Below are 15523 nucleotides of genomic sequence, written 5' to 3'. Positions count from 1 at the left end.
CTCCACAGGAAATGGAGGCCGTCCTTTGCGACCTTCAGGTGCATATGGCGCAATCAAGTCCACCAACTCTTGCTATGGAACGACTTGCTGCATCTGCTCCAGGAATTCGCGTTTACGTGTTTTTTTTGGTGGAAAGGTTCAGGCCAAGATCAAATTGCTGCATAGGCCGGGATGCTGCCGCACCCGGCACGCATGTGCAAGCACATGCGTTGGGGACTTATGCAGAGGTTCCTTAAATAGATAAAGCCCCTGCAGAGAATCTGCAAGGGCTTTAGAAGTTAGCTAATTATGCAACGATGAAATTGCCTTACGCGGCTAAAAGCTCCCTGGCCAAGGCCATCTCGATGCTCTCTCCTTCACTGTCGTTGAGCACGTCGAGCCCGCTCTCCGGCATGTCCCCCGAAGTGGACTGAGACACTGCGATCTTTTTGCCCATCAGGCGCAGGCAGTCCATTTGACTGGTTCCTGCATAGCCCAGGAAGATCACACGCACCTCATGCTTTTGGCCGATGCGCCAGGAGCGCCTGGCGGCTTGCTGCACGGTGTAGACGTTGAAGCCTGACTGCATGAACACAATGGTTGGGAAGTCCAGCAGATCCAGACCAGTTTTGACCAGCTCAGGATTCGTGATGAGCACATCGACACCGCGCTCAACCTGGTCAGCCACCCAGTCCTCGCGTTTGGATGCATCTACGGTCGCTCGCAGCACACCCACCTTGAACCCGCGTGCCTCCAGCAAGGCCTTGAGCCTGGCGGTGGTGTCACGGGTTCCCGAGTAGACCGAATAGACCAGGACCTTGCGGCCCAAAGCCTTTTCGTCTGCGCACAGCTCGATCAGCTTTTCTTCCTTGGGTGAGCAGTCGGTATCACCGAACATGGCGGGCTGCATGAGCAGCACGGCCTTGGATCGGGGATGCCGGACAGTTTCAGCACGGAAGCAGCAGTCTGGCCAGGCCAGCAGCACGTTCATCACCACGCCCAACAAAGTGCTGTCCTTCATGGCCAGCGCTTGCTTGAGTATGGTGACCAACCGTAGGGACATGTCGCGGTAGGCCTGGGCCTGGTCCTCATGCATGTCCACCTCAATGAAGGTTTCATCGTAAGAAGGCAGCACCTTCTGTCCGATGTCACGCAGTTTGAGGAACACCGTGATTGGCAGCACGTACCGCAGGATGCCCACCGGGCCGAAGCCTGGCGCTTTGCTGGTCCGAACCGTCAGGCTCTTGCCCTTGGCTGTTCGGTGCGACGATGTGGCCGACTCCTTGTACACGTCCTTCAAGACCCCATGCTCGCGCATGAAGGCCATGGTGGCGCCGGCCATCGATCCGGTCTTGGAAGGCCTGAAGCCGTCCTCGATCATGACCGTGGGGTTCATGCGCCACAGCAGATGGAACAAGTCGTCGGCGTAGCCGCCCATGAGCGTACCGGTCAGCAGCAGCACCTTGCGGCACTGGCTGGCCAACACGCCCATGGCCTGGCCCTGGGCAGATCCTTCGTTTTTGTACTCATGGCCCTCATCCACCACCAACAGCCCAAAGTAGTCCTTGGGCAGGTAGCGTTTGATGAACTCGGTGGGCTGGTAGCCCCCCTGCCCGATTGAAAACTCAAACGTGGCCAGGGAGCGCTCCATGCGCTTGGCCTGGCGGTCGCTGAACACCAGATCCCCGTTCTCATCCATGAGGTTCACGAACTCGTAGACGTTGTCCTCCAGCATCGCTGCCAAGGTCTTCTCACCGAAGGTTTTGAGCAGGCGCTTGGCCGTGGTGGGCCCAATGGTAGGCAGCTGCTGCAGCGCGCCCAGCACCAGGTCGTACATCGAGTTGATGGGCTTGCCACTGCGGATCAGCGTCCACATGCTGGAGCCACAGTGCTGGCACTTGCGCCGGCGGTCCGAGAGCATGGCCACCGCCAGCTCAGCGGACACGGGCAGAGTTTCGCCATCCTCGGCCGCGGACTCCATCGGTCGCATGCAATCCGGGCAGCAAGCTGCCTTGAAGCGTTGCCCTGCGACCAGCAGGTTGCGTGCAATGAACGAAGGCTTCCAGTGGAACCCCATCCGCATGCGCACGCGGCCGAGCACGAAGAACTCCGGCACATCGGTTTTAAGGCCAAGGCGCTCACGCAGGCTCAGGAGCTTGCGCAAGGTGTCGGGCCCATTGAGCGCCCACACGCGGGCGTTTGGCACAGTCTCCAGGATCTCTCGCCGCCATTTGTAGACCAGGTGGGGTGGAGAGATGACCAGTGTTCGTGGATGGCTGCGCTGCATGACGGCCGCCGCACAGATGGCCATCATGGTTTTGCCCGTGCCCATCTCCGCGTTCAGCACGGCCGCAGGCTCGTCCTTGTCCACCAACAGCTTCACAATGGCCTGCACGGCTTCTGCTTGCTGCTCAAACGGCTTGCGCCGCAGTGAACTCAGGATTTGCTGGCGTTGCCACCATACCGGCGTTTCTTTGTCCAGGACCTGTTGGTAGACCGGCGGATGCTGCATCCGCACTTGCTCCAGCAGACCCTGGCCAAACTCACGGATGAAGTCGCCCAGGGGGATGGTTTCACTGGCGATGTTGGCCAGGTACTGATCGCCCTGCTCCATGCTTTCGTCTGCGACGGCCGCAGGGGTTGTTGCTGGCACAGAGGCACCAGCTGCAGGGTTGGTTGTTTCGATGATTTCCATGGTTGTGGCAATAAAAATGCGCACTGGTCGTTAAACCAGTGCGCAGGTTGAAAAATTGCCAGGTCAATGCCTGGCGTGGTGGGTGATGAAGTCGCTCAGGCCTGCAGCACGCGCTCGCGCACCAGCTGGCTGACAAAGCGTAGGAAGTGATCGGAGATGCTCACGCGCACAGCGCGCACATCACCAATGCGTGGGTAGCGACCTTGGCCAAGTTCGCTGATTGCGCCCTGGGTCTGGCACCAGTCCATCAAGGGCGTGCGCCAGGTGTCCAGCAAGGCCACTGGGCACAAGGTTTTGACCATGTCCCAAGTCCGCTGCTCAAATGCATGCCGGTCCTGAGCCTGGTCCACGATCCACGCGATGCGATTGACCTTGTCGATCTCCTGCAGGCGTTTGTCGTAGATCCACAGATGGCTCAGCGGACCAAACACGTTTTGCCGCGGCAGACGCCCCGTATGCTTGCCCAGCCTGTCGACAGCGCCGGCGTAGACGTGCTGACGATGGCCAGCGGCGCTGACCAGGTGAAAGTCCGTGATGCCTCCGTCATGCTTGCCCAGCTCCAAAGCGGAGATGAATTGCATGGCGGAGGCGTCGCGGCCGTAGAAGGACAAGAACGCCAAGTCCCCCTCGTCGTTTTGCAAGCAAGCGTCGGCCCACAGGTCAGCAAAGCCTTCGATGCGCAGCAACCGGCCGCAATCCGATGGATCAGGCATGGGCGGCCGCCTGCGCTTCGTAGTGCTTTTGCACCGCCTGCAGGATCTCCTGCAGCTGGCCCAAGCACTGCTCATGCTGTGCACGGACTACGTTGGCTGTGACACGCCCTGGGAAAGTGCAGGCCACTTGGGCACTGAAGTCTCCCCGGATGCCGCCGAAGCTAAACATGTGCCGCCGGCTGTTGCCGTCGATCTGGTGGACAGTGGCACGGGTGGTCAGCGGCCCAGTGCTGGACTTCGATGTGGTGATTTGAAGCTCACGCTGATTGCCCAGGTCATGGACGGTGATTGCGCGGTGGCCATCACGATCACGGGTGTAGTTGGTTGTCATGGAGTGCTCTCTTTTATGCAGGTTGAATTGCACGGAGCACTCCCCTTGCGGAGGTGCCCCGCATGGGTGGTGGTTGGAAGGGTGCCAGCGTCCTGGTGGACGTGATGTGCTTACATGGCTCAGCGCATCTAGAAGCCGTTTTTGATTGGCTCAAACGGTTTCCCATAGCCTGTCCATGAGGGTGGCTATGGGAAACCGGCTAATGCCGGTTGGGGTTTAAGGGCTCACCGTCCACACCCGAGGGCATGAAGGGCAACGGATAGGCTGTCTGCAACCTGGCTGCGCGCAACCTGGTCTGCCGCCGACATGTGCTGCCCCAGGGACAGCACCGTGTTTTCCATACTGGCTGATGCATCACGTGCCTTTTCCAGCACCTCCAGCAGTGCTTGAATGTGCTGAGGCAACTGAGCCAGCAGATCGACCATGGCGGCATCACAAACACTGGCACCACGGGTATCCAGTGCTGCAATGCGCTCCAGCAATTGCACAGTCCTCATCGCAGATCCTGGTGGGGGTTGAATCGGTAGATCCAGGTGACACTGCAATCCCATTCGGTTTCCACCGCGATGAGAGCTCCATGCACCATATACAACGACACCAGGCGACCGGCGGTTTTGGGCAGCATCCAGGCCAGCTCTGGACTGAACTCTCCCCAATCGCAAGCCGCATGCCTTGCCAATAGAGAGTCGATCTCAAGCTTGCCCTGCAGGGTAGGTTCGACATCGAGCGCTCCAAGCCGGAAAACCGGCGTCAGTCCAGCATCTGCCGCAACTGGTTGTTCCATGGTCTCAGTTTCCATGAGTCATCTCCAAAGTGTTGCGGGGTGACCAGCCCCGAGGCGAAGTCGCCCCAGGGGGTTGATGGTGTGAATGTGTTCAGCCGTTGTTCTCGTACTCGCCGTACTTGATCACCAGCTTCGTGCGGATTTCCCGGGCAACACCGACCCATGCGCTGCCGCTCAGACCGGGGCTATCCATAGCCTTGGGATTGGCTGCAGCAATGCGTTCAGCGTGACGTTGAAGCGCTTCGATCACAAATGCTTGGGCCAGCGCGCCGTAGCGGCTGAACTCCATGATGTCTGCGACAAACTCCACGTTGGTCATTTGCTGGACCGCTTGTTCATGTGGCATGGCCACCTCCTAGGTTGAATGCGGAGAGAGCCAGCCCCTTGGGGCCAGAAGTCCCCACGGGGTTGAAATTAAGTCTTGTGCTCAGGCGATCTTGACGATCTGGCCCAGCCGGTGGTCCGGGGTCAGCTCAATCGCGTTGATCACTGGCACGAAGCGGTCAAGCATCACGGTGGTCTGGCTGGCGTTGCCTTTGTCGTCAACGTCGACCGAGACCTGGCGCTCTTTGCGTTTGAAGGTGTCACCCTTGATCAGAAAGGTCCGACCTGTGGCGGACTGGATCTTGCCGACGACTTGGCCGGCGGCCAAAGCCAAGGCCAGGTGCCATGGTGTGAGGTCGCGCAGCGGTGGCCGACATGCCCCACGGCTTTGTGCAAAGTGACCCTGCAGACCGTCCCACAACGTCATGTGTCGATACTTGGCCAGTTCGTCACGCAGCTGCGCCTCATCAATGCGCACTGCATGGAAGTCCAGCTCCTGGTCGGCCTGCACTGCAGGCAAGGCATACGGAGCCTCCTCCCATGACTCGGGCAAGATGGCAGCGCCCTCTTCCGAGGCCTGGGCATCGATCAGGAACTGCTGCGCGCCCTTGGGTGCATACGCAGGTTTACAACGGGTGCCGACGATCACGCACTGCTTGAACTGGCGCTCAGGCGCTATGAACACGCGCAGGTTTTGAAAGTTGCGCACCAGGTAGCTGCGGATCTCTTCGTCCAGCGCGTAGTGCGGCACGATGTAGACAAGCACCCCTCCATAGGCCAGGTACGGCACGGTTTTGCGCAAGAAGGTGCGCTCAAGGCGCTCAGCCTTCTCGGCATCGGCGTGCAGCTCTCGCTGGGCGGCCTTGTCCGACACACCGTATCCATAGGGTGGATTGAGAAACAGCAGCCCCATGCTGCGTGGTTTGACCACTGCATCATGGATGTCGCTGTGCAGCACGCGATCGAGCAGCCCCTTGGCGTGCCAGGCGCGCTCCGCGTCCAGCTCGATGCCCAAGGCCTCGGTCGTCGTGGTTGTGCCCTCTTCGCGTTGGTCAGCCAGCATTTGGCGAATGTCCGCCAGCGCGGTGCCCTCGCCACAGCATGGGTCAAGCATGCGGACGTTGCCTGCCGGCGGTAGCCTGAGCATCTGCCCAATGCGCTCGAGCGTGACCTCGTCGGTGGGGAAGTAGCCCGCCTTGACGAAGTTGCGCGCCAGGCGGGAAAAGATCAGGGCCATGGCCTGCTCCTTGGAAAAAGAAAAGCCAGCCGCCGTGAGAACACGGCAAGGCTGGCTTGGTTGGGATCTGCGGTGCATGCACCGCGCAGGTTTAAAGGTCTTCCTTTTGCGTCCACTGGCCGGTGGCCAGGGCATGATCAGCCTGTTCTTCCTTGCGGAAGTATTCGACCGACTCTCGCGTAAAGGGGCCATCGTCCGAGTAGGTACCGATGTAAAAGCCCGCATTGCTGCGGTACACCTTCAAAGGCAGCTTCTTGCCGTGGACCATGGCCAGGCGGCCATATTCCACGCCTTGATCAGGACGGTCAGCGGTTGGGATTGCAGATTGCGTCATAGCGTTTCTCCATGGGTCAGAAAAAACGGGCGCATCTCCCAATGGGACGTGCCCATCGGGGTTGTGGTGGTTAAAACATGCGACACTTTTCGGATGACCGAAACGAAGCGCGATTTCCAGGTGATTGAAGGCACTCCCGAGGAAGTGGACTGGGTCCACCTCCTCGAAGAGCTTGATGCAAGGGAAGCCCTGCCTATCCTGCGCAGGATGTCGCGCCAGCGAAAGCCGGCAGCAAATTCCGCTCTTGCATTAGTTGAACCAGACTCGACGGCAGCACCAGACTCGGCCGCGCAAAGTACGAACGTACCAGCGTGACAATTGAGCAAACCTGTCCTGGTGCCACCTGCTCACGCAGGCTCATCAAGTGCAGGTATTCCTCTTCCGAACAAGTCGAGATCCACGCGTTGAAAGTAGCGTGCAGTTGCATGCGCTTTTCCACACTCCAGCTGGTGGAAGCAGTCAGCGTGATGGGGTTTGACATGGCTGTCTCCAAAAAATGGGGACAACCGGCCCAAGGGGACGATGGTCCCCTGATGGGTGAGAAAAAATTACACCAACTTCACGACCGCCGTGACGAGCACGATGGTCAAGCCTGAAACGCCCAGGAAAGCCGTGATGATCCAGCGTTGCAGATCAGTAATGGCCTTGAGTACATCAGCCTTCAGCTCTGCCCCATCCGTTTTTGTCATGATGTCCTTACGGTTCATGTCAAGTCCAGACTGGATAGCGCTTTCCAACTGACGTTCGACCACACGCGCCTTCTCTGGCGAAACGCCAGCCTCGGTCAATGCTTCAAAGACGTTGAGATTGATGGTCATGCCCATAGTCTACTCCTCCCTAAAAGAAGCGGGCACGCCGTCCTGCGGACATTGCGCCCGCAGTGGGTTGAAAGTAGCCGTTACAGCAGCTTGAACGCAGCGATGGCAAGTCCGGTCACAGCAATTTGCGTGCCGATAACCCACCGCAACTGGTCATTCATTGCTTTGTGCAAGTCCGCACGCAGCTCGTAGACGACCTTCTCCACACGACCAATAGCCTGTGCGACTTCAGATTGTGTGGCGTAGGAGTGAAGCTGTTTATCAACCATGTCCTGAACCTCCTTGCGGACTTGCTCTCGGTCACGATTGTAGGCTTCACTCAGCTCATGTGCCTTCTCTGGCGGAACCTGAAGTTCCAGCAGTACGTCGTACATGTTGAATTGCAAAGGCGCACCCATACAAACTCCTCCCGAAAAGAAGCGGGCACGCCGTCCTGCGGACATTGCGCCCGCAGGGGGTGGAAATAGTGATGCCCAAAGCGGCATTCACCGCTCTTGCACATTTGCAGGGCTCAAAGTGCTTGAAACCATACTTCAATGGTCTGATGGTTTCCCACAAAAGCCGCTTGCTGCAGCTGCTGTGGGAAGCCATCGGCTTCCGCTTAGTTTAACCATGCTCCAGGCCGCATCGACATGCTGGCCAACCGCCACAAGGAGCTCAGGCGGTCAAGGAAAGGCGCGTGGGTCAAGTTCAGCTTGGCTTTCACTGAAGTTGCCCTAACCGCAAAGCCGCTGCGCATCGGGCCGCAGCCACCCTGGTTCAAGACTGCCCGTGCATTTGCACAATGCAGGCAGTGCGCTGTTCCAGGCACCCTTGCCATGCCTGGAACAGCCCGCTGCCGGGCTGTGTTTGTTCAGACCGGATACCAGGTCTGCTCAGTTGCAAGAAAGCGGTAGCCCAGCTTCTTGATCGCCTCCGTTTGTTGACGAAGGATCAGGCGGTCCACCGTGGGGTCGAATTTCACCGGCTGGTTGCTACAGACCAGTGGCCACATGTCGCCAAACAGCTGGGCCAGCTGGTCGTCTTGGTTTTGAGGTTCTGGTTCAGGTTTGGATGGCTTGCGCCCAATCTGCTGCAACCGCTGCTTGACCGCAGCTATGCTGGATGCCACAGGATGGCTGCGCTCAGGCTCAGCCACTGGTTCGGGCGTTTGGCGTCGTGCCGGCGGTGCAGGCACCTCCTCAGCAGGATCAGGCTCGGGCAGCTCTGTATCAGGACTGCGTGCTTTGACGCCGTCAAGCTGCAGGTCATGCAGCCTGGCGCGGATCTCCGTGACACCCTTGCCCCAGGCGATGTACTGGGCGAGGTAAATCTCGCTGATCCAGACTGTGCCTGTGTAGTCGCCGTCTTCGAACTGATCGAGCAGCGGATCTTTGACTTTGAAGTCGCCAATCTCAGTGCTCAGGTCAGCCACGCAAAAATCACCGTAACGACCCTGGCGGATCTTCTTCACCTTGAGGGTGATGTCGGTGAGTTTGATCATGTGTGCTCCGTGGTTGAGCCAGGAGCAGTGCCCTCGCTGGGATGCATCCCAGCTGGGTTAAAAAAAACACCCCAGGTGCAAGCACATGGGGTGTACGGTTAAATTGTCTGCAGGGGTTTCCGCCCGCAGCAGAGTTCGGATCGGCACACTGTCAGAGGTGTGCATCAACGAGGGAGTGTGTCCCGATCAAAGGTGCCTCAGCCCGAAGGCGTGCGCGTTTCAGAGGCTCACGTGCCGCACCAGCTGAGCTGGCGGCTCCGGTTTGTACGACACCGGCAAACGCTGGAAAGCCGTGAGCATAGCGCAATCCAAGGTGTTCGTGGAAAAGAAAAAGTCCCCGGCCTGCATAGCAGTACGGGGGCTTGGTGGTTCAGTAGGCACCCGCTGGTTGGCGGCTTGCGTACTGACGGTTGCTAGGCTGGCCATTGCCGATGTTGCCTGGCTGGAAAGGACGGCGCTGCGCTTGTGGGCGCGGTGCCTGACCTTGTGGTTGACGTGCTTCAGGCGCACGGGCGGCAGGGATGCCGTCTGTGCTACCGGCCTCTTCGTGCTGCTGTTGTTCAGCATCAGCGAATGGCTCAGACTCTGGGCGCGTGTACACCAGCTCACCATCGACCTTCACCGAGTTGATCAGAATCAGGCGGCCTTTGATCAAGGCTGCCTGCTCCATCTGACTCGTAGGACGCCCTTGGGCATCACGAACTTGACGCTCGTAGGTGTGGGGGTAGATGTCTGCGATGCGGAAAGAAACAATCACCTTGCGGTTTTGATTCACTTCCGCTTCCAGGCCTTGCACCAGTTCAATGGCATCTTGGCCACTGACGCGAAGGTCAAAGTACGTGGTTTGGACATCATCCGAAGATCCACGCAGAGCACTAATGCTGCACGCGAGGAAAGGATCCGAACGACGACCACGTCCTTTTGCTTCGACCCAACGAACACGGTTGAGATAACCGATACCGTTGGTGTGCAGGTTGAAATACTCACGTTGTGCAGCTTGTTGTTGCATGTCGATCTCCAAAAGTTCCAAAGATGGACAAGGAGACAGGCATACCCCAACCTGACCGTGAGGCCTGGATGGGGAGTGCTGTTCCCCATCCGGGTTCAATAAATGCTCTGCTCCGAACCTTGGGGGTTCAGGAGCGCGTCTTTCAAGAGCTCAGGCGCTTTGTTTTTGCCATACGGCAGCTAACGGTTTGAAGACTATCACTGTTTTTTTGACACCGCAAACCGAGTTGACAGCTCAGATTTTCTTTGTCTCAGTCGCCAATATGTTCTCAATATTTGCGACAACCACAGCATGCTTCACGTAAAGCTCTGGCAGTTTTTCTTGAAATTTCTTCCAAGCATTTTCTAGGGGTTCATTCATATCCCCTATTTGCTTCGTCAAGCTGTATGAGATTTCATTCAATGTAGTGTTAAATACGTGACCTAGAACATATTTAGCATCAAACACTGTTTTCACATTATGTATCTCATTTCGGTAAAAGCATTCCATCGCAATCAATGCGACTTTATCTTTGACCGAAGAGAGCTTGGCAAAATCACTGGCTAGAACCAGCTTCTTTGCTGCGGCTAGACGCTCGTCCCTGAGCTTCTCTTGCTTGGCTTTGATCCGATGGGCTTTCATGAAGGTCTCAGCCACCTGGTCTAGCGTTGCAATAGCCGCTTTGATGGTCGCTTGGTCCTTGGCGCTCATGTCCAATTCATCAAGGTTCAACTTTGCGAGTGTGGTTCTCGCACGTTTGATACTGAGACCCTTGTCTTTATGGTCCTTGGCGTTGTAATACGATTGGTCTACGATTTTTTGTGCTGTACGCATGGTGATCTCCTTGTGTGTAAATGAAAAACCCCACCAATCGCAAAGCGAATTGATGGGGTTTGAGGTGAGCCGAATGACTTAGTTATCAGTGCCGGTTGCTTTGGAAGCGTCTGGCAAATAGATCACGTTGTCGTTGGCAGCTGGTTTTGCTTTTGGACGCACCCTCTTCGATTGCTTCATGTGTTCACGCAAGCGTGCGACACAGAAGGTCAAAGACCGATACACCCAAAGAGATGCCTTAGCGGCAGAAACACGAAGCGTCTTACACGCCTGCCCAATCGCACGCGCTTTGGCGTTCCGGGACTGCGTGCGTTCGACGGTTTCGATGGCTTTAAGGTAAGAGCCCAGATAGCGAGTCTCCAGCTCGGGGTACTGGTTGAGTACCTCAAGAAAGATGCTTGCTACCAAGGGATCGTGCAGCTTTGCGATCATCCCCGCCAGATGTTTCTCATCGAGCTGGGCTGGCCCTGCAGAAGGGCGAGATGCAGATTGCTTAGAGGAAGTGAAGTTAGGCATGTCGTTGCTCACAAAAGAATCGGGCAACGACACCCACAAGGGACGCAGTTGGTCCCGTTGGGGTTGGAAAATTACCCTAGCCTGGTGACAGGCGTTCAACTTTCAAGGGTTCAGTTGACTCGTACAAGCTCTATCGAGCGGTGTGTGAGGCATTCTAGCGTTCCAGGAATGCGTGATCAATATTTTTTCATGAGCAAATGCGAATATCATTTGATTCAATTTTATTTTGCGATTATCCTGCTACAGTTCTTGAATTAATCGAAGGAATCCTGAATGACAACTTCGTACAAAGACCTCCTGGCGCAACGTGAAGCTCTTGAACAGCAGATTGCATCGGCTCGCGCCGCTGAAATCTCCGAAGCTCTCGCAAAGATCCGTACTTTGGTTGCTGATTACGGCTTGACCGTGGAAGACGTGTTCCCTGTCAAAAAGCAAAAGGCTGCTTCTCCATCCAGCGTTGAGCCTAAGTACCGCGATCCTGCCACAGGTCAAACTTGGACTGGCCGTGGCAAGCCACCACTGTGGATCAAAGACAAGGACCGTGATCAGTTCCTGATCAAGTAAAAAAGCCCCAATCGGGGCTTTTTTTATGTGCCTGCTTGATGCAAGCGGATATGAAAATTATGACTAGATAGATGCTAGCAAGTTATTCATCGAAAAGCGAGCGATGTGTGGGCGCTTTTGTTGGGCAGCTTGAAACAGGTCATACTGCATCTGCAGCCCTGCCCAAAGCTCAGCGCTCGTGCCAAAGGCATCTGCCAAACGATAGGCCATGTCAGGCGAAATTCCAGAGTGCCCGGAAACGATGCGATTCAAAGTCACACGATTTACCCCCAACTGCTTGGCGGCATCTGTGACGGTGACGTCGCCCAAGTAATCGCGTAGAACTTCGCCGGGGTGTGGAGGGTTGAACATCTTGCTCATAGTTAGCACCTTCAGTGATAGTCGCGGTAGTCAACCAAAACCGCGTCAGTACCTTCGAATGTAAAAACCATTCTCCAGTTCCCATTCACAGTAATGGCCCAATGGCCTTTCAGATCCCCTTTCAAGGGATGGAGCGCCCAAGCCGGGGCTGACAGGTCTTCCGGTCGAGTCGCCTGATTAAGTGCCGCTAACTGAAGTCGTAGCCTTGCTGCATGCGCAGCTTGAATTCCTGCTTTGCTTCCGGTCTCAAAGTACCGCTGCAAGCCTTTGTGTCGAAAGCTCTTAATCATTGGATTGCATTGTAGCGTGTTGCGCTACACGAATCAAGCGTGATGCTGTGCTCCCTCCCTCGTTGATCGGAAAGGACTATGTGATTTCAGCCACCCTCCTCTGCCTGGTCGTCGGCATCAGCGACGGCGACACCCTCACAGCACGCTGCGGCCAGCCTGGCGCATACGAGCAAGTGAAGTTGCGCATCCATGCCATCGATGCACCGGAGCGCAAGCAACCCTTCGGTAATCGCTCGCGTGAATCACTCTCCGACCTGTGCTTCCAGCAGCAGGCACGCATCCAGCACCAGGACGCAGATCGCTACGGCCGCATGGTAGCCAGCGTGGAATGCCGCGGTAAAGACGTGGCACAACACCAGGTAGGCACGGGTATGGCCTGGGTCTATGTGAGGTATGCCAAGGGGCGCAGCGACCTCTTCTCACTGCAGAGACAGGCACAACATGCAGGAGCAGGCCTTTGGCGAGATCGCGATGCTGTTGCGCCATGGGATTGGCGGCGTGCTTCTAGCCGGTAATCTTGGCTTATCGGCCAGAAGATGTCATTAGGCGCCTTACTGCCGGGTTGGGTGGCCTCTATCGGGATAGCTTAGTCGTTTAGCCATGAGCGAATGGCGTACCCAATACCGACAATTGCAACCAATACCCCCCACTTTGTGTACCACATCGCATACCACATTGGCTCAACAATATCGTACTTGACGAAATCTTTAGGGACAGTCAGCCCAGACCAATAGTCCAGCGCGGGCCAGAAACTCCACCAGATGCTGGCTAGTGCAAGCGGCCACACATCTTTGAACGAAATGGGCATGAAATACAAAATACCGGCCCACAAAATTGTGATAGGAAGCAATCTCTTTAGAACTTCTAACCCTGTTTGGAAATCTAATCCGAGAAACTGCGAGAACTTCCAAACGATTAAAGCTCCCACGCCGACCACCGTGAAAGCTCCTAGGACTATCAAGTTATCGTTATTATTGTTGCTCAAAATACTTCCTTTCAAAAGGTAAAAAAGAATTTGCGGTCTAACTGAATTAGTTCCGCGAACGAATTGTAACAATTGTTAATTCTACACACGGAGCATGCCTATGCGCAATCGCACGGTTTGCGGCCACGCGTAACATAACCAGAGCCAGAGCAGCACCGTTACAGCCGAAACTTGCACCCTGCAGTACACTGTATGTGTGTACAGCAACCGTCTTTTATCCGGCCTCCCCGTACCGGTCACCGCATCTCCCACGGCCCTGCCGCTGGCCGAGTGCCCGGTGCGCGCGGGCTTCCCCTCGCCGGCTGAAGACTTCGGCAGTGAGCGCCTGGACCTGTCGGGCATCCTGATCGAGCACCCACACGCCACCTACCTGCTGCGCGTGGCCGGGCCGTCCATGCGCGAGTACGGCATCGATGACGGCGACCTGATCGTGGTCGACCGCTCCATCACTGCGCGCCACGCGCACATCGTGGTGGCCACGGTGGATGGCGAGTTCACGGTCAAGTTCCTGTTTTCCGCCGGTGGCATGGTGCGCCTGAAGGCCGGCAACCCCACCTACCCGGATATCGTGCCCAAGGAAAACCAGACGCTGGAGATCTGGGGTGTGGTGACTTCCTGCATCAAACGCTTCGCCCGGTGATGCACCATGTTCGCCCTCATCGACGGCAACAACTTCTACGTGTCCTGCGAGAGGGCTTTCCGCCCTAGCCTGCGCGGCCTGCCGGTGGTGGTGCTGAGCAACAACGACGGCTGTGCGATTTCACGCTCGGACGAGGCCAAGGCCATGGGCATCAAGATGGGCCAGCCCTATTTCCAGTTCCGGGGCCTGGAGCTGGTTTCCCAGCTGGTGTGCCTGTCGTCCAACTTTGAGCTGTACGGGGACATGAGCGCCCGCATGATGGCGATTGCCGCGGGCCTGGGGCCGCTGCAGGAGATTTACTCCATCGATGAGTGCTTTATCGGGGATCTGGATGGCATCCGTGACCTGACGCGCCGCGCCTTTGCTGTTCGCGAGCGCATCTTGTGCTGGACCGGCATCCCCTCCTGCATCGGCCTGGCGCCCACCAAGACCTTGGCCAAGCTGTGCAACCACGTGGCCAAAGATGCAGAACGCAAGCCGGGCAGCTACCCGGCCGAGCTGGCCCGGGTGTGCAACTGGGTGGAGCTGTCACGGGAGCAACGCATCGACCTGCTGCGCCGCACGCCGGCGGGCGATGTGTGGGGGATCGGCCGGCGCATTGCGGCCAGGCTGGCCGAGCAAGGCATCCTCACCGCCCTGGACGTGGCCAGGATGCCTGCCACCCAGGCTCGGGACGAATGGAGCGTGCTGCTGGAGCGCACGGTGCGTGAGCTGCAGGGCATCAGCTGCATCAGCCTGGAGCAGGCCCCGGCGCCCAAGCAGCAGATCGCCTGCACGCGCAGCTTCGGCCACCCCATCAACGTCCTGCCCCCGCTGATCGAGGCCGTGAGCGAATTTGCTTCGCGCGCTGCGGAGAAGCTGCGCCACGGCAACCAGCGCGCCGGCGCCCTGCTGGTCTTCGCCCACAGCTCGCCGTTTCGGCCTGGCCCACGCTTCAACAAATCCACCACCATCCAGCTGCACCCGCCGACCTCGGACACCACGGTGCTGGTCGGCGCGGCCGTGGCCGGCATCCGGCGGATCTACGTGCCCGGCTACCAGCTGGCCAAGGCCGGGGTGATGCTGCTGGACCTGACCTCCGCCACCAACCAGGTGCAAGGCGATCTGCTGTTTGACGCGCCGACGGCCAAGCGCGACCACAGCAAGCTGATGGAAGCCATGGACAAGATCAACGAGCGGTACGGCAAGGCCACGGTGCACATCGCGAGCACCGGGCGCACGCAAGAAGATGAAGACGGGTGGCGGATGAAGCAGGAGCGGCGCACGCCTCGCTACACGACCAAGTTGGACGAGATACCGATTGCTCGCGCATAAAAGAGCACCAGTCACAGGCCAAGCAGCAGGAAGTGGGTCTCCCTATGACAGGTTTGAGGGGAGTTGCCGTCAGTAACTATCACCCAGCACTAAGGAACCTCTGCATAACTCGATTTCAAGCGTGATAGTGCTTGAACGAGTGTGATGTTCCCTTGCCCCTGGCACTCAAGATGCCCGCGTTTCGCGGGCATCTTGCTTTTTATGCACCCACACCAGGCTTGGATTGGCTGTTTTTCAGCAAACGGCCACGGGCCATCCACAAGTTCGCCAAGGCAAACAGGGTATGCAATTGCTGCGTGTTCTTTCTCAAGCCTCGGTAGCGAACTTTGACGTG

General features: G+C 57.5%; 22 protein-coding genes and 1 pseudogene. 4 read left to right on the top strand and 19 right to left on the bottom strand.

Features of this window, described 5'->3' with window-relative positions:
- The 16 genes and pseudogenes from F7P80_RS16980 to F7P80_RS16415 form a co-directional block, all read right to left on the bottom strand.
- Positions 1-163, bottom strand: a pseudogene (locus F7P80_RS16980) (IS5 family transposase); the annotation flags it as partial.
- Between the two features lie 144 nt (positions 164-307).
- Positions 308-2593, bottom strand: coding sequence for a DEAD/DEAH box helicase family protein (locus tag F7P80_RS16485; RefSeq protein ID WP_211372057.1), 2286 nt, complete (start codon positions 2591-2593; stop codon positions 308-310).
- Positions 2594-2769: 176 nt separating this feature from the next.
- Positions 2770-3387 carry a hypothetical protein gene (locus F7P80_RS16480; protein ID WP_151046168.1) on the bottom strand — a complete coding sequence of 206 codons (618 nt, stop codon included), beginning with the start codon at positions 3385-3387 and terminating at the stop codon, positions 2770-2772.
- Entirely contained in the window at positions 3380-3718 is a 339-nt protein-coding gene (locus F7P80_RS16475) for a hypothetical protein (protein ID WP_151046166.1), read from the bottom strand. The genes F7P80_RS16480 and F7P80_RS16475 overlap by 8 nt, the downstream gene beginning before the upstream one ends.
- A 224-nt stretch (positions 3719-3942) precedes the next feature.
- The gene (locus tag F7P80_RS16470) at positions 3943-4215 is read right to left on the bottom strand and encodes a hypothetical protein (protein WP_151046164.1); all 273 of its coding nucleotides are present in this window, start codon (positions 4213-4215) and stop codon (positions 3943-3945) included.
- The gene (locus F7P80_RS16465; protein ID WP_151046162.1) at positions 4212-4517 is read right to left on the bottom strand and encodes a hypothetical protein; all 306 of its coding nucleotides are present in this window, start codon (positions 4515-4517) and stop codon (positions 4212-4214) included. The genes F7P80_RS16470 and F7P80_RS16465 overlap by 4 nt, the downstream gene beginning before the upstream one ends.
- A 76-nt stretch (positions 4518-4593) precedes the next feature.
- The gene (locus tag F7P80_RS16460) at positions 4594-4848 is read right to left on the bottom strand and encodes a hypothetical protein (RefSeq protein WP_428840874.1); all 255 of its coding nucleotides are present in this window, start codon (positions 4846-4848) and stop codon (positions 4594-4596) included.
- Between the two features lie 81 nt (positions 4849-4929).
- Positions 4930-6063 (bottom strand): DUF6094 domain-containing protein, encoded by a 1134-nt coding sequence (locus F7P80_RS16455; RefSeq protein ID WP_151046160.1) that lies wholly within the window; start codon positions 6061-6063, stop codon positions 4930-4932.
- A 91-nt stretch (positions 6064-6154) separates the two neighbouring features.
- Entirely contained in the window at positions 6155-6397 is a 243-nt protein-coding gene (locus F7P80_RS16450; RefSeq protein WP_151046158.1) for a hypothetical protein, read from the bottom strand.
- 193 nt (positions 6398-6590) lie between these two features.
- A complete protein-coding gene (locus F7P80_RS16445; protein ID WP_151046156.1) occupies positions 6591-6878 on the bottom strand; it encodes a hypothetical protein in 288 nt (95 codons plus the stop codon).
- A 67-nt stretch (positions 6879-6945) separates the two neighbouring features.
- The gene (locus tag F7P80_RS16440; protein WP_151046154.1) at positions 6946-7221 is read right to left on the bottom strand and encodes a hypothetical protein; all 276 of its coding nucleotides are present in this window, start codon (positions 7219-7221) and stop codon (positions 6946-6948) included.
- Positions 7222-7295: 74 nt separating this feature from the next.
- Positions 7296-7613: a hypothetical protein gene (locus tag F7P80_RS16435; RefSeq protein WP_151046152.1), complete on the bottom strand. Its 318-nt coding sequence runs from the start codon at positions 7611-7613 to the stop codon at positions 7296-7298.
- A gap of 455 nt (positions 7614-8068) precedes the next feature.
- The gene (locus F7P80_RS16430) at positions 8069-8698 is read right to left on the bottom strand and encodes a DUF3275 family protein (RefSeq protein ID WP_151046150.1); all 630 of its coding nucleotides are present in this window, start codon (positions 8696-8698) and stop codon (positions 8069-8071) included.
- Between the two features lie 370 nt (positions 8699-9068).
- Entirely contained in the window at positions 9069-9707 is a 639-nt protein-coding gene (locus F7P80_RS16425) for a DUF3577 domain-containing protein (protein WP_151046148.1), read from the bottom strand.
- A gap of 234 nt (positions 9708-9941) precedes the next feature.
- Entirely contained in the window at positions 9942-10520 is a 579-nt protein-coding gene (locus tag F7P80_RS16420; protein ID WP_151046146.1) for a hypothetical protein, read from the bottom strand.
- Between the two features lie 78 nt (positions 10521-10598).
- A complete protein-coding gene (locus F7P80_RS16415; protein ID WP_151046144.1) occupies positions 10599-11036 on the bottom strand; it encodes a hypothetical protein in 438 nt (145 codons plus the stop codon).
- A gap of 273 nt (positions 11037-11309) precedes the next feature.
- Here F7P80_RS16415 and F7P80_RS16410 point away from each other — a divergent pair, with 273 nt between their 5' ends.
- Positions 11310-11600 (top strand): H-NS histone family protein, encoded by a 291-nt coding sequence (locus F7P80_RS16410; protein WP_151046142.1) that lies wholly within the window; start codon positions 11310-11312, stop codon positions 11598-11600.
- 63 nt (positions 11601-11663) lie between these two features.
- Here the strand turns inward: F7P80_RS16410 and F7P80_RS16405 are convergent, their stop codons facing one another.
- Positions 11664-11960 (bottom strand): HigA family addiction module antitoxin, encoded by a 297-nt coding sequence (locus F7P80_RS16405; RefSeq protein WP_151046140.1) that lies wholly within the window; start codon positions 11958-11960, stop codon positions 11664-11666.
- 11 nt (positions 11961-11971) lie between these two features.
- The gene (locus F7P80_RS16400; RefSeq protein WP_151046138.1) at positions 11972-12250 is read right to left on the bottom strand and encodes a type II toxin-antitoxin system RelE/ParE family toxin; all 279 of its coding nucleotides are present in this window, start codon (positions 12248-12250) and stop codon (positions 11972-11974) included.
- Between the two features lie 80 nt (positions 12251-12330).
- Here F7P80_RS16400 and F7P80_RS16395 point away from each other — a divergent pair, with 80 nt between their 5' ends.
- Positions 12331-12765 (top strand): thermonuclease family protein, encoded by a 435-nt coding sequence (locus F7P80_RS16395; protein ID WP_151046136.1) that lies wholly within the window; start codon positions 12331-12333, stop codon positions 12763-12765.
- A gap of 71 nt (positions 12766-12836) precedes the next feature.
- Here F7P80_RS16395 and F7P80_RS16390 read toward each other — a convergent pair whose 3' ends face one another.
- A complete protein-coding gene (locus F7P80_RS16390; protein WP_151046134.1) occupies positions 12837-13235 on the bottom strand; it encodes a hypothetical protein in 399 nt (132 codons plus the stop codon).
- A gap of 196 nt (positions 13236-13431) precedes the next feature.
- Here F7P80_RS16390 and F7P80_RS16385 point away from each other — a divergent pair, with 196 nt between their 5' ends.
- Positions 13432-13875, top strand: a complete 444-nt coding sequence (locus F7P80_RS16385; RefSeq protein ID WP_151046132.1) for a LexA family protein — start codon at positions 13432-13434, stop codon at positions 13873-13875.
- Between the two features lie 6 nt (positions 13876-13881).
- On the top strand, positions 13882-15189 hold the full coding sequence (locus F7P80_RS16380) for a Y-family DNA polymerase (RefSeq protein WP_151046130.1): 1308 nt from the start codon (positions 13882-13884) through the stop codon (positions 15187-15189).
- Positions 15190-15523: the final 334 nt, after the last annotated feature.

It is taken from the genome of Comamonas kerstersii, from assembly GCF_008801935.1.
Taxonomy (GTDB): Bacteria; Pseudomonadota; Gammaproteobacteria; order Burkholderiales; family Burkholderiaceae_C; genus Comamonas; species Comamonas kerstersii.
This window is presented reverse-complemented; position numbering and strand designations above follow the sequence as displayed.

What these genes read in the sequence shown, in the direction of transcription:
- F7P80_RS16485 (WP_211372057.1), bottom strand. Translation starts at nt 2,593, where the DNA reads ATGGAGCAGGGCGATCAGTACCTGGCCAACATCGCCAGTGAAACCATC.
- F7P80_RS16480 (WP_151046168.1), bottom strand. Translation starts at nt 3,387, where the DNA reads ATGCCTGATCCATCGGATTGCGGCCGGTTGCTGCGCATCGAAGGCTTT.
- F7P80_RS16475 (WP_151046166.1), bottom strand. Translation starts at nt 3,718, where the DNA reads ATGACAACCAACTACACCCGTGATCGTGATGGCCACCGCGCAATCACC.
- F7P80_RS16470 (WP_151046164.1), bottom strand. Translation starts at nt 4,215, where the DNA reads ATGAGGACTGTGCAATTGCTGGAGCGCATTGCAGCACTGGATACCCGT.
- F7P80_RS16465 (WP_151046162.1), bottom strand. Translation starts at nt 4,517, where the DNA reads ATGGAAACTGAGACCATGGAACAACCAGTTGCGGCAGATGCTGGACTG.
- F7P80_RS16460 (WP_428840874.1), bottom strand. Translation starts at nt 4,848, where the DNA reads ATGCCACATGAACAAGCGGTCCAGCAAATGACCAACGTGGAGTTTGTC.
- F7P80_RS16455 (WP_151046160.1), bottom strand. Translation starts at nt 6,063, where the DNA reads ATGGCCCTGATCTTTTCCCGCCTGGCGCGCAACTTCGTCAAGGCGGGC.
- F7P80_RS16450 (WP_151046158.1), bottom strand. Translation starts at nt 6,397, where the DNA reads ATGACGCAATCTGCAATCCCAACCGCTGACCGTCCTGATCAAGGCGTG.
- F7P80_RS16445 (WP_151046156.1), bottom strand. Translation starts at nt 6,878, where the DNA reads ATGTCAAACCCCATCACGCTGACTGCTTCCACCAGCTGGAGTGTGGAA.
- F7P80_RS16440 (WP_151046154.1), bottom strand. Translation starts at nt 7,221, where the DNA reads ATGGGCATGACCATCAATCTCAACGTCTTTGAAGCATTGACCGAGGCT.
- F7P80_RS16435 (WP_151046152.1), bottom strand. Translation starts at nt 7,613, where the DNA reads ATGGGTGCGCCTTTGCAATTCAACATGTACGACGTACTGCTGGAACTT.
- F7P80_RS16430 (WP_151046150.1), bottom strand. Translation starts at nt 8,698, where the DNA reads ATGATCAAACTCACCGACATCACCCTCAAGGTGAAGAAGATCCGCCAG.
- F7P80_RS16425 (WP_151046148.1), bottom strand. Translation starts at nt 9,707, where the DNA reads ATGCAACAACAAGCTGCACAACGTGAGTATTTCAACCTGCACACCAAC.
- F7P80_RS16420 (WP_151046146.1), bottom strand. Translation starts at nt 10,520, where the DNA reads ATGCGTACAGCACAAAAAATCGTAGACCAATCGTATTACAACGCCAAG.
- F7P80_RS16415 (WP_151046144.1), bottom strand. Translation starts at nt 11,036, where the DNA reads ATGCCTAACTTCACTTCCTCTAAGCAATCTGCATCTCGCCCTTCTGCA.
- F7P80_RS16410 (WP_151046142.1), top strand. Translation starts at nt 11,310, where the DNA reads ATGACAACTTCGTACAAAGACCTCCTGGCGCAACGTGAAGCTCTTGAA.
- F7P80_RS16405 (WP_151046140.1), bottom strand. Translation starts at nt 11,960, where the DNA reads ATGAGCAAGATGTTCAACCCTCCACACCCCGGCGAAGTTCTACGCGAT.
- F7P80_RS16400 (WP_151046138.1), bottom strand. Translation starts at nt 12,250, where the DNA reads ATGATTAAGAGCTTTCGACACAAAGGCTTGCAGCGGTACTTTGAGACC.
- F7P80_RS16380 (WP_151046130.1), top strand. Translation starts at nt 13,882, where the DNA reads ATGTTCGCCCTCATCGACGGCAACAACTTCTACGTGTCCTGCGAGAGG.